General features: G+C 71.2%; 14 protein-coding genes. 6 read left to right on the top strand and 8 right to left on the bottom strand.

Features of this window, described 5'->3' with window-relative positions; translation table 11 throughout:
- Nucleotide 1: 1 nt before the first annotated feature.
- Complete coding sequence (locus tag BA062_RS04455; protein WP_110334723.1) at nt 2-970, bottom strand: glycosyltransferase family 2 protein; 969 nt, start codon at nt 968-970, stop codon at nt 2-4.
- A gap of 333 nt (nt 971-1303) precedes the next feature.
- Between BA062_RS04455 and BA062_RS04450 the strand changes: the two genes are divergently transcribed.
- The 4 genes from BA062_RS04450 to BA062_RS04435 all read left to right on the top strand — a co-directional run bounded on the left by BA062_RS04450 (nt 1304) and on the right by BA062_RS04435 (nt 6287).
- Nucleotides 1304-2545, top strand: a complete 1242-nt coding sequence (locus BA062_RS04450) for an O-antigen ligase family protein (RefSeq protein ID WP_245959671.1) — start codon at nt 1304-1306, stop codon at nt 2543-2545.
- A 14-nt stretch (nt 2546-2559) separates the two neighbouring features.
- Complete coding sequence (locus BA062_RS04445) at nt 2560-4227, top strand: right-handed parallel beta-helix repeat-containing protein (RefSeq protein ID WP_110334722.1); 1668 nt, start codon at nt 2560-2562, stop codon at nt 4225-4227.
- A gap of 64 nt (nt 4228-4291) precedes the next feature.
- Nucleotides 4292-5152 (top strand): class I SAM-dependent methyltransferase, encoded by an 861-nt coding sequence (locus tag BA062_RS04440; protein ID WP_210406758.1) that lies wholly within the window; start codon nt 4292-4294, stop codon nt 5150-5152.
- Nucleotides 5153-5156: 4 nt separating this feature from the next.
- Nucleotides 5157-6287 carry a nucleotidyltransferase family protein gene (locus BA062_RS04435; protein ID WP_110334720.1) on the top strand — a complete coding sequence of 377 codons (1131 nt, stop codon included), beginning with the start codon at nt 5157-5159 and terminating at the stop codon, nt 6285-6287.
- Here the strand turns inward: BA062_RS04435 and BA062_RS04430 are convergent.
- Both BA062_RS04430 and BA062_RS04425 read right to left on the bottom strand, forming a co-directional pair.
- On the bottom strand, nt 6242-7411 hold the full coding sequence (locus tag BA062_RS04430) for an asparagine synthase-related protein (RefSeq protein ID WP_245959670.1): 1170 nt from the start codon (nt 7409-7411) through the stop codon (nt 6242-6244). The genes BA062_RS04435 and BA062_RS04430 overlap by 46 nt on opposite strands.
- Nucleotides 7412-7691: 280 nt before the next feature.
- Complete coding sequence (locus tag BA062_RS04425) at nt 7692-7829, bottom strand: lasso RiPP family leader peptide-containing protein (protein ID WP_110334718.1); 138 nt, start codon at nt 7827-7829, stop codon at nt 7692-7694.
- A gap of 190 nt (nt 7830-8019) precedes the next feature.
- Between BA062_RS04425 and BA062_RS04420 the strand changes: the two genes are divergently transcribed.
- Nucleotides 8020-9792, top strand: a complete 1773-nt coding sequence (locus tag BA062_RS04420; RefSeq protein WP_110334717.1) for an ABC transporter ATP-binding protein — start codon at nt 8020-8022, stop codon at nt 9790-9792.
- Nucleotides 9793-10053: 261 nt separating this feature from the next.
- On the opposite strand, the gene BA062_RS04410 is transcribed toward BA062_RS04420, so the two are convergent.
- The 4 genes from BA062_RS04410 to BA062_RS04395 are packed head-to-tail and all read right to left on the bottom strand — an operon-like array spanning nt 10054 to nt 12818.
- Nucleotides 10054-10995 carry a hypothetical protein gene (locus tag BA062_RS04410; protein ID WP_110334716.1) on the bottom strand — a complete coding sequence of 314 codons (942 nt, stop codon included), beginning with the start codon at nt 10993-10995 and terminating at the stop codon, nt 10054-10056.
- Nucleotides 10996-11000: 5 nt separating this feature from the next.
- Nucleotides 11001-11420, bottom strand: coding sequence for a lasso peptide biosynthesis B2 protein (locus BA062_RS04405; protein ID WP_245959669.1), 420 nt, complete (start codon nt 11418-11420; stop codon nt 11001-11003).
- Nucleotides 11417-12586 (bottom strand): asparagine synthase-related protein, encoded by a 1170-nt coding sequence (locus tag BA062_RS04400; protein WP_110334715.1) that lies wholly within the window; start codon nt 12584-12586, stop codon nt 11417-11419. Before BA062_RS04400 ends, BA062_RS04405 begins: the two co-directional genes overlap by 4 nt.
- Complete coding sequence (locus BA062_RS04395) at nt 12567-12818, bottom strand: PqqD family protein (protein ID WP_110334714.1); 252 nt, start codon at nt 12816-12818, stop codon at nt 12567-12569. Before BA062_RS04395 ends, BA062_RS04400 begins: the two co-directional genes overlap by 20 nt.
- A gap of 124 nt (nt 12819-12942) precedes the next feature.
- Between BA062_RS04395 and BA062_RS04390 the strand changes: the two genes are divergently transcribed.
- Nucleotides 12943-13602 carry a phosphatase PAP2 family protein gene (locus tag BA062_RS04390; RefSeq protein ID WP_110334713.1) on the top strand — a complete coding sequence of 220 codons (660 nt, stop codon included), beginning with the start codon at nt 12943-12945 and terminating at the stop codon, nt 13600-13602.
- Here BA062_RS04390 and BA062_RS04385 read toward each other — a convergent pair.
- Complete coding sequence (locus tag BA062_RS04385; protein WP_210406774.1) at nt 13574-14893, bottom strand: glutamate-1-semialdehyde 2,1-aminomutase; 1320 nt, start codon at nt 14891-14893, stop codon at nt 13574-13576. The genes BA062_RS04390 and BA062_RS04385 overlap by 29 nt on opposite strands.
- Nucleotides 14894-14895: the final 2 nt, after the last annotated feature.

Here is a 14895-nt window from a genome sequence, read left to right as displayed (position 1 = left end):
TTCAGCTCAACGGCTCGGGCTGGCGGCGGGCACGCTCCCGCTGCCCCGGCACGATCGTCTCCACCAGGATGGGCACGTCGAGCCGCACGGGCGCGGCGTCCTCGGCCCGCTCGCCGCTGCCGATGTGCACGCGGCTCGCGGCCCACTGCGCGAGGTGCCCGTAGCACTTCCAGCGGTCGGCTTGCGAGAGCGGTGTCCGGCGGATCGCGTCCACGAACCCCCACACGTATTCGGCGAGCAGCCGCACGGTCGGGTGGCGCAGCCGGTCGGCACGGATCGGGTCCATGTTGGCGCACCTGGCGCGAATGGTCGGCTTCGCCCGCTCGGCGCGGTCAGGATGGTCGCGGCGGAAGAACAGCAGCTCCGGCACCTGGTGGAACCGGCCGAGCAACGCAAGCTCGGCGATGATCGTGCGGTCGGAGTGGTGGTAGCTGCCGTTGAGCGGCGTCCTGCGCAGCACGTCGGTGCGTATCACGCCGTAGAAGTCGTCCCCGCCGACTCCGAAAAGGACACTCCGGAACCGCTCGGGTGCGCTCGGCGACTCCGTGGTGAGCGTGTACTCGACGGGCCGCGTCACGGCGCCGCGCTCGTCGATGAGCGCCTTGTACGAATGGGCGAGCACCACATCGGGGTGCTCGTCGAGGGCCTCGACGCACACCTTCAGCAGGTCCGCGCCGTAGAGGTCGTCGTGGGAGGCCCACTTGAACAGCTCGCCCCGGGCCTCGCGCACGGTGACGTTGTGGTTGGGGCACGCTCCGATGTTGGTGCGCTGCCGGAGGTAGCGGATCCGGCTGTCCCGCGCGGCGTAGTCGCGGCAGATCTCCTCCGTTCCGTCGGTGGAGGCGTTGTCGGAGATGATCAGCTCGAAGTCCTCGTAGGTCTGCCCGAGCAGCGCGTCGAGGGACTCGGCCAGGTAACGCTCGCCGTTGTAGATGGGTAGGCCGATGCTCAGCCGCGGAACAGAACTCACGAGTCCTCAATCCCTTCGCCGCACAGAGGGAGATTCCCTTGCGGGGTGTCACAGGCAGAGTCGGCGGTGGCCGGTGAGCCGTTACGCGATCACCCTCGCGCGCTGTAACGAGCGGTGCGGTGAGACGACTTCATCTAGGTCGGGTCTGACAATCCTCTGCCGTCGCGAGCGGAGATCAGCGTGGATGCAGCGCAAGGCGGAGGCAAGTCCTCGTACTGGGCCGTACTGGGGCTTGCCGGCAGCGCAGCGCCGCGCCGCGCTGGCTCCGCGCAGCAGGCGATCGGATTGGCAGACGCGGCCTAGGTCGTACGAGCCCAACGGAGGAGGCCGACCGTGACAGCCTCCACGAGCACCGCACGCCCACTGGCCGAACCGGATTTTCCGGGCCAGCGTGGCGTTTCCTGGCTGATCGGGCTGATCTGGGGCCTGCTGGTGATCAACACCCTGGGCTCGCTCGGCGTCGACACGCTCGTGCCGATCCCGCGCAGGGTCCTGCAGCTGATCACGATGGGCTCGCTCTGTGTCGCTTTCGTGCTGGCCCTGTTGCTCAATCGCAAACTACGCATCCGCCCGAACGCGTTCCTGTTGCTGCTGAGCATGCTCGCGGTGGTCAGCGTCGTGTCGAGCTTGTTCCTCGACTCCGGCTTGGGCGCGTTGTTCCGCTGTGCCCGGCTCGCGCTGTTCATCGCGACGCTGTGGCTGCTGACGCGGTGGTGGGACGGGAGCCTCTCGTTCGTGCGCCACCACATCCGCGCGCTGACCGCCGTGCTCGCCGTGGTGGCGGCCGGGCTCGTGCTCTCCCCCGGCACCGCGCTGCCCGCCGACTTCGACGGCCGCCTCGTCGGCATCCTGTGGCCGATCACGGCGACCCAGGTGGCCGACTACGCGGCCGTGGTCGCCGGGCTGACGCTCGTGCTGTGGCTCTCACGCGCGACCCCGGCCAAGAGCGTCCTGTTCATCGCCGTGCCCGCGGTGTTCCTGCTGCTGCTCACCCACACCCGCACGGCGACCGTCGGCCTGCTCGCCGGCGTTCCGGTGGCCGGGCTGACGCTGGCGCTGACCAACGCCCGCGCCCGCAAGACGATCGCCGTGATCACGATGGGGGCGACCGTGCTGGCTGTCGTGTTCTCCACGGCGTTCACGGCGTGGTTCCAGCGCGGCCAGGACGACAGTTCGTTCTCCAACCTCACCGGGCGGCAGTTCGTGTGGGACGCGCTGCTGGCCGAGGACCGCACCGTCCGCGAGCAGATACTCGGCGTCGGGCTCACCGACAAGTCCTTCGGCGGCCTGCCGATCGACAGCACGTGGCTCGCCGTGTACCACGAGCAGGGCATCCTCGGGATCAGCATCGTGGTGCTGATGCTGCTCGGGCTGCTGTTCGGCATCGCGACCCGGCCGCCGTCGCCCTCCCGCGCGTGTGCCGTGTTCCTGGTGGTCTACGGCCTCATCGCGTCGTACACGCAGGTGGGGCTTGGTGACGTGACGGGCTACCTGCTGCACTTCGTCGTGGCGGCCGCGTTGCTGACGCCCCCACCCGTCGAGCGGCGAACCCTCCACAGTTTCGACCGAGCCTGAACGAGCGGAGCAACATGGCCATGCGGCGACTCGACACCGTCCTCAGGCAACGCAAGGCGCTCGCCGTGGCCGGCGTGCTGCTACTCGTGGTCGTCGGGATCATCGTCGTGGTCAGCCGCGACACCGGCGAGGGCAACGGTGGACCCGGCGGGCAGGGGCGCTCGGACCTCGACCCCTCGGCCGGGGGCTGGCCCGCCGAACCGCCCGCCCGCGTCTGCGGCAACCAGGAGATCCTCGGCAAGGGCCCCGCCGAGCCGCCGCAGGGCGCCGTCGTGGTGCCCGCTGGCGACAACAGCTCGATGGAGCTCGACCTGCAGGCGGAGAACACCACGTTCTGGTTCGCCCCCGGCGTGCACACGCTGTCGCGCGACGAGTTCGGCCAGATCATCCCGGGCAGCGGCAGCACGTTCGTCGGTGCGCCCGGCGCGATCCTCGACGGCAAGCGCATCAACCGCTACGCCTTCACCGGCGAGGCCGACCGCGTCACCATCCGCTACCTGACCGTGCGCAACTTCGTCGCGCCCATGAACGAGGGCGTCGTCAACCACAACGACGGCACCAACTGGCTCATCGAGTACAGCACCATCACCGACAACGAGGGCGCCGGGCTGATGATCGGCGCACCCGGCAACACCTACCGCTACAACTGCATCAAGGACAACGGCCAGTACGGCATCAACGCCTGCTGCGGCACCGAGGCCGAACCGGTGAGCGACATCGTCCTCGACCACAACGAGATCACCGGCAACAACACCGCCGACTGGGAGAGCAAGGTCGAGGGCTGCGGGTGCACCGGCGGCGTCAAGTTCTGGATCAACGACAACGTCACGGTGACCAACAACTGGGTGCACGACAACCGCGGCACCGGGTTGTGGCTCGACAACAACAACCGCGGGTTCGTGATCGAGCACAACTACATCGACAACAACGACGGCAACGCCATCTTCCTGGAGGCAGGTTACGACGCGCGCGTGCGCTACAACAACATCAAGCGCAACGCCATCGTGACGGGCCGGGAGTTCCAGCAGGGCGGTGACCCGTTCCCGATCGGCGCGATCTACGTGTCGGAGAACGGCAGCCCGCGCGGGCACGGGCTGAAGTTCGTGCCCACCGTGATCAGCCACAACAACTTCGAGGACAACTGGGGCGGCGTCACACTGTGGGAGAGCGCCGACCGCTACTGCGGCTCGTCGGCGCACACCCATCCGCCGTTCTGCACGATCAAGGTGAACCTCTACGACGACGCGCAGTGCGAGACCGACGTCAACGACGAGATCCCGGACAGCATCGGGGACAAGTACCGCTGCCGATGGTCGACCGAGAACAACGTGGTGGAGAACAACGTCTTCCGCATCGACAAGAACGCGGTCGGCGCGGGCTGCGCCGGCAACGACTTCTGCGGGCTCAACGGGCTTTTCGCAGGGTACGGGACGTATCCGGAGTTCGCGGGCTACGAGGTGATGTGGCGGGCCACGTTCCAGCAGGGCAACGTGTTCCGGAACAACCAGTACTACGGCGACTGGCAGTTCGCGGGTTTCCAGCCCAGCAAACCGAACGGTGGCCGGGTGTCCTGGGAGGAATGGACCTCGCCTGCACCGATCGTGCCCGACATGTTCACCGACGACAACCGTCCCACCACGTTCGGCCAGGACAAGGGCAGCACCTATTCCCTGACGCCCTGAGACCGTAACGACCGCGCACGGGAACCCGAATAACCAGCAAGCATTTCGAAGAACGGAAACCACAGTGAGAACAGGTGCATTCAGCCAGTCCAGTGCGCTGAGCCGCCGGATCGCGCGCAGCAGGCTGGCCCCCGTCGCGGCGTTCCCGGTTCGCGCGATGAGCGTGCTGAGACACGACGCGCACGTGGTCGGTACGTCCGCGCGCTGGTTGTTCACGTCCAGGGAGCACCACAACTTCACCTACGACCTCACGCCCCGCAATCGGGAGCACCTCGCGTGGTTCCTCTCGGCCGTGACCGGTGTGGACGTGAACGCCTTCCGCGGCTGGCTCGACGAGGTGGACGGCGACGACGCGCTGCGCGCGCTGATCGCCCGCGGGGTCGCCACGAGTGACCGGCGTGGCCTCGCCGACGAGGTGGTGCGCTACGGCCGCAGGGTCGGCTGGTACGCGCTGGTGCGCGCGCTGAAGCCCCGGCACGTGGTGGAGTCGGGCATCGACAAGGGCCTCGGCTCGTGCCTCATCGCCTCGGCCCTGCTGCGCAACGCCGGGGAGGGGCATCCCGGCAGGCTCAGCGCGCTCGACATCAACCCCGACGCCGGCTACCTGATCCAGGGTCCGTACCGCGAGGTCGTGGACGTGCGAAGGGGCGACTCGCTGGAGACCATCCCGGTGCTGACCGAGCCCGTCGATCTGTTCATCCACGACAGCTGGCACAGCCCCGACCACGAGCGCGCGGAGTTCACGCTCATGGAGGGCAAGCTCACGGAGAACGCGGTGCTGCTCACCGACAACGCGGCCGAGACCGACGTGCTGATCGAGCACGCCGAGAAGACGGGCCGCCGGTTCCTGTACTTCCAGGAGCAGCCGGAGGATCACTGGCACCCCGGTGACGGCACCGGCATCGCCTGGACGGGCAGGGACTGAGGCGATGGCGCGTCGGGTCTGCGGTGAGGAGCACTACCCGGCCGCGCTGCTCGCCGTGGCCGCACACGGTCTGCCCGGCGCCACGCGTGCCTTCCCCACCGAGCCGCTCGGTGCCGAGGCGTGGACCGCGCTGCTGGCCGCCGCCCGCACCCACCGCGTGCTCGGCCAGCTGCGCAAGGCCGTCGACGAGGGCGATCTGCCCGCGCACGATCGGCAGGCCGCCGACGTGCGCGCCGTCCACCGCGCGGGCCTGCTGCGCGTGTTGTCGCTGGAGCAGGCGCTGCTGGCGCTGGTACGCCTGCTCGGCGACGCGGGCATCGACACGAGGGTGCTCAAGGGCAGCGCGGTCGCGCGCCTCGACTACCGCGAGCCCGCGCTGCGTTGGTTCATCGACCTCGACGTGCTCGTGCGGGCCGCCGACTTCGAGCGCACGGTCACCACGCTCGGCACGACGGGCCTCACGCGGACGCTGGCCGAGCCGTCGCCCGGGTTCGACCGCCGCTTCGACAAAGGCACCACACTGCGGCACGCCGCCGGGTACGAGCTCGACCTGCACCGCACCTTCGTGCTCGGGCCGTGGGGCAGGCTGGTGCGACTGGATTCGCTATGGGACGACGGCGAGGCGTTCGAGCTCGGCGGTCATCCGCTGCGCGCGCTCTCGCGCCGCAACCGCTTCCTGCACGCCTGCTACCACGCCGCGCTCGGCGACTGGCCCCTGCGGCTCGGCTCGCTGCGCGACATCGCCGAGATGCTGCGCTGGGCCGACAGCGACGGCGTGGCGATCCTCGGCATCGCGCGCGAGTGGGGAATCGAGGCGATCGTCGCCGCCGCGGTCGCCGACTGCACGCGCCTGCTCGGCCTGCCCGCCGACGGGAAGCTGACGCGGTGGGCACCCGGCTACGTGCCGAGCAGGCGCGAGGTGTCGTGGCTCGCACTGCACACCCACGCGAACAAGACGTTCGCCGCGCAGGCGCTCGCCACGGTGCGGGTCCTGCCGTGGCGCGACCGGGCCGCGTACGTGCGGGCGCTGCTGCTGCCCGACGCGGAGTACGTCGCGGGCAGGCACCGCTCGGCGCTGAGCCGGTTCGGCTACGCCGTGCGCGAGGTGCGCAGGGGCCGGGCGGCCCGGTCCTGAGTGGACAGCCACGCCTGCTGCAGCAGCGTCATCGACGGCGCCGAGGGCGTGTCGGACAGCCACAGCCGCCGCAGCACGCCGGGGTCCACCAGCTCGGCGTCGACGCCCTCACCGGTCCAGTTCCCGGCGAACTCGCGCGTGTGGGTGGTGAACAGCGCCGAGGCGAACGCGGCCTTGCTGTCGCGCTCCAGGACCGTGCGCGGCAGCAGGTCGCCGAACAGCGAACGCATCGCGTCGGTGCGGCCGCTCCAGCCCCAGAACCCGGCCGTCTCGCGCACCGCGGCGACGAGCTCCAGCTCGCCGAACGTCTGCACGTACTCGACGCCGATCGTCTCCCCGAGCGTACGCACGGTCTCGTAGGCGCGGCGCACGCTCCGGCGCGTCGCGAACTGCCAGGCGTGCTGCCCCGCGTGCAGCGACGAAGCGGCGACGTCGTCGGCATCCCTGCGGGCGAGCAGGCGCGCGACGTCGTGCCGCAGCCACGGCCGCCGATAGTGGTGACGTAGCGCCCAGCGCCTGCGCACCACCGCCGGGGCCAACGCCCTCGCCACGTACGGGTAGACCCGCGGGCGCACCTTGCCCCTGGCCTTGAGGACCTTCGTCAGCGGCGTGATGCGCTTGAGGCCGAACACCTCGTCGCCGCTCTCTCCGGTGAGCAGCACCCCGCCGCGGGCGAGGTTCATCATGCGCCAGGTCGGCGCGATGTTGGGCGGCCACAGTAGACCGTGCTCGCGCAGCAGCGGCGCGGCCACGGGGCCGATCGGGTCGTGCTCGTCCAGCACGGAGAGGATCACGCGCTCGTCCATGCCAAGGTGGTCCAGCACGGCCTGCTGCCACTGGCCCTCGTCGGTCGCGGGCGCGTTCGGGTAGGTCAGGGTCACCGGCACCGGCAACGGCAGGCCCTCGCGGCGCGCGGCGTGGACCGCCGCGGCGAGCAGCACGGACGAGTCCCTGCCTCCGGAGAACGCGACCAGGCAGGGCGAGCGGGTCAGGTGCGGCAGCAGGATCCGGTCGAGCACCTGCCTCGGCGAGCCGTACGGCGGCTCCGGCAGCGGCACCCGCTCGTAACCGTTGACCCAGCCGCCCGCGATCTCCAGCTCGTCCATTGTGTACAGGTTGCCCACGGAGCACCTTTCTTTCGGGCATTCTCACGAATTCGTGACGCGCCAACGGGCCACGGGGCCGCTGGCGATTCTCTCGACCCCGTGGCTGATCCGTCAGGAGAATGTGTCGTCGCCGAAAATCGGCCCGAGGATCGGAAGCCAGGACAGGTTGTCCGCGTTGTCCCCGCCGATAGCGGACTGCGTCATCTCCATAACCGTCCCCAGAGTGGTGAGCTCGGGTGGTTGGTACGGCTGGCGCATGGGTGCACCTCCTCTCCGTGTGTCGACGTGGCAGAACTTCTCAGGAGAAGGTCAGGTCACCGAAGATGGTGCCCGCCGCGAAGTCGGCGTCGAGCCGGCTTCCCTGCGACTGTCCGAGCGTGATCTCGGCGACCGAACCGAGCTCCTCGAGCACGGGAGCGGTGTAAATTTCTTTCATTCCGCACACCCTTTCCGAACAACTGGAACCACGGCAAAACAGGCGAACCACCGCGCCTAGCAGACCATTCGTACTTTCGGCGCATTCGTTACGCCTGGACGGATAACGTGTCCACTCGGCAACGAAACCGGTACCGCTGAGGTATTGTGCACGACTCGGTTTTCTCCCTCGCCGCGGATAAAATCTGCTGGTGCGCCTGCGAAGAGTGGCCAGAGCCTCGGTGAACACCCCGCGGCTGATCGCGGCCGCCGCGCGTGAGGTCCGCCGAGCCGATCCACTGGGGACAATGGTCGCCTCGGTGTATCAGATCATCGGCGCCACCGCGGCGCTCGGTGTCGTCGCCGCCGGCAAGCTCACCTTCGACGCGCTGCTTCAGCCCGAACAGGCCGCGCTCGGGATCACCCCGTCGCTGCTGTTGCTCGCGCTCGCGACCGCGCTGTCCGGTTCGGTCGGTCCACTCCAGACGCAGCAGCACCGGCTGCTCGGCGAGCGGGTGTCGCAGCGGGTGTGGGACCGGGTGCTCGACACCACCGCGCGCGCCGACCTGGTGACCTACGAGTCGTCCGGCTTCGCGACCTCACTCGAGCGGATCCAGCAGAACGCGCTGACCAGACCGTTCGCCGTCACGACCTCCCTGCTCGGGCTCACCGGCGGCCTGCTCGGCGTGGTGACGTTGTCGGCGGTGCTGATCGGCGTCGAGCCGCTGCTGGTGCCGATCCTGCTCGCTGCCGGGCTGCCCGCGGTGCTGCTCTCGCGCTGGGCGAGCCGCACGGAGTTCACGTTCGCCCACCGGCTCACGCCGTTGGCCCGGCGGCGCAACTACCTGCGGCAACTGCTCACGCAGCGGCCCTACGCCGCTGAGCTGCGCGCGTTCGACTCGACCGGCAGGCTGCGGGAGAAGCACGAGGAACTCAACCGCGACGTGAACGCCGGCCTGCGCAAACAGGTGCGGCACCGGCAGCTCATCGCCGCGCTGACCACGCTCGGGGTCGCGGCGGCGTTGACGGGGGCGCTGCTCGCGATCGTCGCGCTCGTCCGGCAGGGCCGGATCGGGTTGGCGGAGGCCGGTGCCGCCGCGATCGCCGTGCGGCTGCTGTCCGGGCAGCTCAGCACGCTGTTCACGGCCATCGGTGGCCTGTTCGAGTCGGCCCCGTTCCTCGCCGATCTCGAACGGTTCGTGGCCTCGGTGCCGCCGGCCGAGGCGCGCGGGCGCAAGCGGGCGCTCACCGAGGGGGTCGCCCTGTGTGACGTCACGTTCCGCTACCCCGGGCAGGAGCGGCCCGCGGTGGACGGCGTCGACATCCGGATCGGCGCGGGCGAGGTGGTGGCGCTGGTCGGCGAGAACGGCTCCGGCAAGACCACGCTCGCCAAGATCGCGGCCGGGCTGTACGCGCCGGACACGGGCTCGCGGCGGTGGGACGGCGCCGTCGTGCCCGCCGCCGACGTGCGGGCCTCGGTGACGGTGATCTTCCAGGACTTCGTGCGCTACCAACTGACCCTGCGCGACAACATCGTGATCAGCGACGAGTACCACGACGAGAGCGACGTCGAGGACGCCGCCAAGCGCGCGGGCCTGCTCGCGGCGACGCGCGAGCTGCCCGACGGGCTCGACACGATGCTCGGCCGCGACCTCGACGAGGGTGTGGACCTTTCGGGTGGGCAGTGGCAGCGGGTGGCGCTGGCGAGGGCGTTGTACCGCGACACGGGGCTTGTGGTGCTCGACGAGCCCGCCGCGTCCCTCGACCCGCGTGCCGAGTACGAGCTGTTCGCCGACGTGCGGGCCATGCTCGGGGGCCGCGCGGCCCTGCTCATCTCGCACCGCTTCTCCAGCACGCGCCTCGCCGACCGCATCTACGTTCTCGATGGTGGCCGGGTCGTCGAATGCGGCACCCACGACGAGCTCATGTCGCGGGCAGGCCAGTACGCCGAGCTGTACACCCTCCAATCGGCGGCCTACCGCTGACCGCGAGTCGTGCACTCCCGACCGCGAGTCGTGCACTCCCGACCGCGAGTCGTGCACTCCCGACCGCGAGTTGCGCGCTCCCGACCGCGAGTTGTGCGTTCCCGACTCGGCCGGAGCTGGGAACTCGCGTGCCGGAAGGGGGACTCGCGCGCGCCCGAACGCACAACTCGGCGCCCTGAGTGCACAACTCGGCGTCCTGAGTGCACGACTCGCGGTCCTGAGTGCACGACTCGCGCGCGGGAAGGTACGACTCGCGGGCGGTTAGACCCTTGCCGGTTCCGCCAGGGCCTCCAGTAGGCGCGCCGGGATCTCCGGGCGGAACGGCGGGCCCCACGGGACGGTCGCCTCGAAGAGGGGTACGCGTTCGACGAGGTCACCGAGCGCCTGAAAGGTGTGCCCCAGCGAGGAGGGGTCCGACCACCCGAGCACGCGCGGGAACCGGCACAGCCACAACAGTGCCCTCGAAGGGGGTACGCGGCGCAGCACGACGTCGGCGGCCTCGCGGCTCGGCCGGGGTACGACGCACGCCGTGAGCGGCAGTGGCCCATCCGCATGGGTGCCCGGCCGCAGCGCCAGCCTGCCGTCCGCGGTGGGGCGCACCGCGCTCGACGGCGCCGAGTCGGCCAGTTGCCGCGCGTTCGGGCGCAGCCGGCTCTCGGTGCTTCCCGGATGCACCACGAACCCATCCGCACCGGCCGGGTCGACCCGCAGCACGTCGTCCGCCACCAGCCCGCACCCGGCTCCGCAGAGCGCGGCGGCGAGCGTCGACTTGCCCATGCCCGACGCGCCGACGAACGCGAGGGCCCGCCCCTCGGCCTCCACGGCGCTCGCGTGCAGCACGAGGTGCCGCCGCAGCAGCAGGTGCACCGCCAGGAGCGTGCCCGACGCCAGCACGGGCAGCAGGCCCGGATCGGCTCCGCGGTGCGGATGCGCGGTGACGTCCGCGAGGTCCGCGTCGCCGGTGAACTCGGCCAGCTCCGGGTAGCGCAAAACCGTCCGCTCGCCCGCGCGCGCGAGCGCGTAGAACAGCCGCCCGCCCTCACGCGACAGCTCCGCGAGCGGCGTGCCATCCGGCCGACGGTGCGGAACGTCCACCGCCCCGCCGAGCCGAAGGGTCACGTCGGACGCCCCGTCGCCGGGCGGCAGGGGGAGTTCCACGTCGCTCACGATCCCCAGGCCGTGCGCCCGGTACCGGTACGCCACGCCGCTCACCGCCCCGCCGCGCCGAGGGTCGCGAACGCCGACGCGCCGGGGTCGAGCGAGCGGCCGCCGATCTCCAGCCACGAGTGCGCGAAGAACGCGCCGTCCTCGCGCCGCACGCCGATCCGCAGCACCGGGCCCAGTTCGCGCAGGCGGTGCCCGATCAGCAGGCACCGGCGCAGGCACGTGTCGCCCGCGGGCCAGCACGCGGCGACGAGCCTCGACGCGACGACGGCCGGACGCGTGCGTCTCGGCAGCACGGCCCGTTGGCTCGCGGGCGGGGCCGCGCTGTCGAGGTCCCAGCCGACGCCGAGCCGGCGGCACGTCGACGGCAGGTCCTCGCTGCGCAGGCTCCGTTCGATCCGCGCCAACGTCACGACCGCACGCGGCACCTCAGCCGCGAACCGCACCACCCCGCGCACGCTCATCGCTCCTCCGTGCTCGCCAGCCACGCCTGCTGCAGCAGCAGCGCCGTGGACGCGGGCGGGACGTCCGCCAGCCACGCCGCGCGCAGCGCGTCCGGATCGACGAGGCCGGCATCGACCCCACCGCCGTCCCATTCCCGCGCGAACGCACGCGACACGGCACCGAACCGCGACGCGTTGAAGTACGCCTTGTCCCGCCGCGAGACCACCTCGGCAGGCAGCAGCTCGCCGGCCAGCAGCCGGGTCCCCTCCGCGCGCGTCAGCCCGCCCCACGGCCCGCCGAAGGCCGCATAGGACGCGACGAAGCCGGCCGCCCCCAGCGGTTCCACGAGAGCGCAGTCGTATTCGCGGGCAACGGCGGCCCGCGTGCGCCTGCCGACCACCACGGCGCGGGGCGCCAGGGCCGACCACACGCTGCGGTCGAAACGCAACGGCCGCGCGGCGCCGTCCACACCCAGCTCCCTGCGCACCGCCGGGCGCAGCCACGGCGCGTCGCCGAGCACCCGGCGGGCCCGGTGCCTGCGCACCGAGGCGGGTGCCGCACAGGTCGCCGCGAGCCGCCAGTCGGCACCGGTCAGCCCACGGCCACGCCTGCGCACCACGGCCCTCAGCACCGCGGCACGATGCCCGCCGAGCACTTCGTCGCCGCCGTTGCCGGTCACGAGGCTGCCGCCGCGCGCGTACCGCGCGAGCAGCACCGTGTTGCCGAGCGCGGCGGGATACACCGGCGCGCCGTGCGCGCGCAGCACCGGCGCCGTGAGTGGGCCGAGCACGTCGAGCTCACCGTTGATGTCACGGCGGATCCATTCGATCCGCGAACCAAGGTGCGCCAGCAACTTCTCCTGCCACGACGTCTCGTCTGCGGCGGGATCGCCGGGATAGCGGAACGTCACCGCGATCGGAGCGGGTAGGCCCTCGCGCGCGGCGAGGTCGGCGGCGACGGCCAGCAGCAGCGAGGAGTCCCTTCCGCCAGAGAAGGCCACGACGCACGGGGGACGCAGCAGCGCGGGCCGCACGGCGTCACGCAACGCGCGCACCGGATCCGGATCGACCCGCGCGGCCCTCGCGAGCAGCAGCGGCACGGAGCCGACCGGGCACCCGAGCGCGATCTCCCGCGCCGAGAGCCTCGGCAGCACCGTGCGCCGGTCGTCAGTGCAGGAGCCGGGCATCGCGCAGCCGTTCGACGAACGCCTCGACGTCCCGCCGCGCGGTCGCGTCGTCAACGTCGTACTCGGCGACGATCGTGCCCACCAGCGCGTCGACCGACGTCTCCTCCGCCAGGAGCTCGAACAGCCGTGTGCCGACCCCGGTGATCGCGAAGTACCGGGAGGTGGCCAGGCTGAGCACGATCGTCTCGTCACCGATGGTTCGCGTGGACAGCTCTGCGGATCGCAGGCGCATGGGGTCCCCCTCCTCCGCGGTTCCATAGTGGATTCGCGTTGGGAGGCAAGATCGTTACGCCGAACGGCTGCCCTCGAAACGAACGATCCGGCAACGCCGACTTAGTGGTGTGCACACGGAACGAGTGAGCGAGGACGCCGGACTCGCCCTGCCGAGGCGGCTGCGGCTTCCCCTCGGCGTGGCCGCGGGAGCCGGGGTGCTCGTGGTGCTCCTGCTCGGCGTGCTCCACGCCGGCGAGTCGAGCGCGAGCGGCGTGGACGCGTGGGTCGAGTCCGTGGTCGGTGCACCGACCGGGGTGAGACACGAGGTCGCGCTCATGGTCGACTTCGGCGGCGAACCCGTCGGCGCCGCGATCCTCGTCGCGGTGCTGGCCGGAATGTGCCTGGCACTGCGGAGGTTCCGGCTCGCGATTCTCACCGTCGCCTGTCTCGTGCCCGCGTTCGCCACCACGCCCCTGAAGGACGTCTTCGACCGCACGATCAACGGCGACCACCTGTCCTACCCCAGTGGGCACACCGCGTTCGCCACCGCGATCGGCATCGTGTTCGGGCTGCTCGTGGTGGACGTCTTCCGCGTCGGCGGCCGGGCGGCTCTCGCCGTCGTCACGGGAACGGCGCTGCTGGGCGGCGCGGAGATGGCGTGGGCGCAGACGTCGCTGGACGCCCACTACGCCACGGACACGCTCGGCGGCTTCGCCACGGCCTTCGTGCTTGTGCCCGTGCTGGCCGTGGCGATCGATGCCGTCTCCGCGCGGATCAGGCCCGGCGGCGGAACACCGGTTTGACCGAGCGCCCGCCCATCCACGCCGTGGGATCCTGCGCGTCGAGGGCCTTGCGGTACACGGCGCACGCCTGCGCCACGACCTCGACGGTCCGCTCGATGTCCTCGTTGGACAACGCGCTGCTCACCACGAACGAAGGGCCGAGCACGCCGCCGGACACGAGCTGACGCAGGAACAGGGTCCGGTACTGCTGCGAGGGCCTGCCGTGCTCGTCCAGCGTCGCGAACACCAGGTTGCTCGCGCGGCCGCGGACGAGGACGTGGTCGCCGACGCCCATGCCGTCGGCCACCTCGCGCACCCCAGCGGCCAGCCGCTCGCCGAGGTCGTGCAGGCGCGCGGTGATGCCCTCCTCGGTGTAGGTCTCCAGCACGGCCATCGCGGCGGCGAGCGAGTGCGTCTCGGCGCCGTGTGTGGTGGAGAGGAGGAAGACGCGGTCGCCCCTGCCTCGCAGCCCGCCGAGCTCCATCAGCTCGCGCTTGCCCGCGAGCGCGGACACGGCGAAGCCGTTGCCGAGGGCCTTGCCGAACGTCGACAGGTCGGGAGCCACGCCGTAGAGGCCCTGCGCCCCGGCCTCCGACCAGCGGAACCCGGTGATCATCTCGTCGAAGATCAACACGCAGCCGTAGGTGTCGGCGAGCGAGCGCAGCCCTTCGAGATACCCCGGCGAAGGTTCCAGCTGCCCCGAGGCCGCCTCCAGCATGAGACACGCGATCTGCCCGTCGTGCCGCCGTAGCAGCTCCTCCGTCGCGTCGAGGTCGCCGTACGGGAACGTCACCGTGAGGCCGGTCGTCCGCGCGGGGATGCCCGCGTCCATCGCGGTGGTGGCGATGAACCAGTCGTCGGTGGAGAAGAACGGCTGGTCGGCGCAGACGGCCACGAACTGTCGGCCGGTGGCGGCGCGCGCGAGCCGCACGGCGGCGGTGGTGACGTCGGAGCCGTTCTTCGCGAACTTCACCATCTCCGCCGTGGGCACCGTGGTCAGGAACCGTTCCGCCGCCTCGAGTTCGAGGATGCCGGGCCGGACGAAGTTGGAGCCCCGGTCGAGCTCCCGCCGCGCGGCCTCGGTGACGCGGGGATGCGCGTGGCCGAGGCTCACTGAGCGCAGGCCCGAGCCGTACTCGATGTAGCGGTTGCCGTCGACGTCCCACACGTGTGCGCCGACGCCGTGCGAGATCACGGGCGCGAGGCCCTCGGGGTACTGGTCGTCGCCCTTGGCGTAGGTGTGCGCGCCACCGGGGACCAGCTGGTGCAGCCGCTCGTTGGCCACACGGGAACGGGGCAGCGTCCGTTCGATGT

This window comes from Prauserella flavalba (genome assembly GCF_003202235.1).
GTDB classification, from domain to species: domain Bacteria; phylum Actinomycetota; class Actinomycetes; order Mycobacteriales; family Pseudonocardiaceae; genus Prauserella_A; species Prauserella_A flavalba.
Note: the sequence above shows the minus strand (reverse complement) of the source record. Positions and strands in the feature narration are given on the sequence as shown.

What these genes read in the sequence shown, in the direction of transcription:
- BA062_RS04405 (WP_245959669.1), bottom strand. Translation starts at nt 11,420, where the DNA reads ATGAGCGTGCGCGGGGTGGTGCGGTTCGCGGCTGAGGTGCCGCGTGCG.
- BA062_RS04445 (WP_110334722.1), top strand. Translation starts at nt 2,560, where the DNA reads ATGGCCATGCGGCGACTCGACACCGTCCTCAGGCAACGCAAGGCGCTC.
- BA062_RS04425 (WP_110334718.1), bottom strand. Translation starts at nt 7,829, where the DNA reads ATGAAAGAAATTTACACCGCTCCCGTGCTCGAGGAGCTCGGTTCGGTC.
- BA062_RS04435 (WP_110334720.1), top strand. Translation starts at nt 5,157, where the DNA reads ATGGCGCGTCGGGTCTGCGGTGAGGAGCACTACCCGGCCGCGCTGCTC.
- BA062_RS04395 (WP_110334714.1), bottom strand. Translation starts at nt 12,818, where the DNA reads ATGCGCCTGCGATCCGCAGAGCTGTCCACGCGAACCATCGGTGACGAG.
- BA062_RS04400 (WP_110334715.1), bottom strand. Translation starts at nt 12,586, where the DNA reads ATGCCCGGCTCCTGCACTGACGACCGGCGCACGGTGCTGCCGAGGCTC.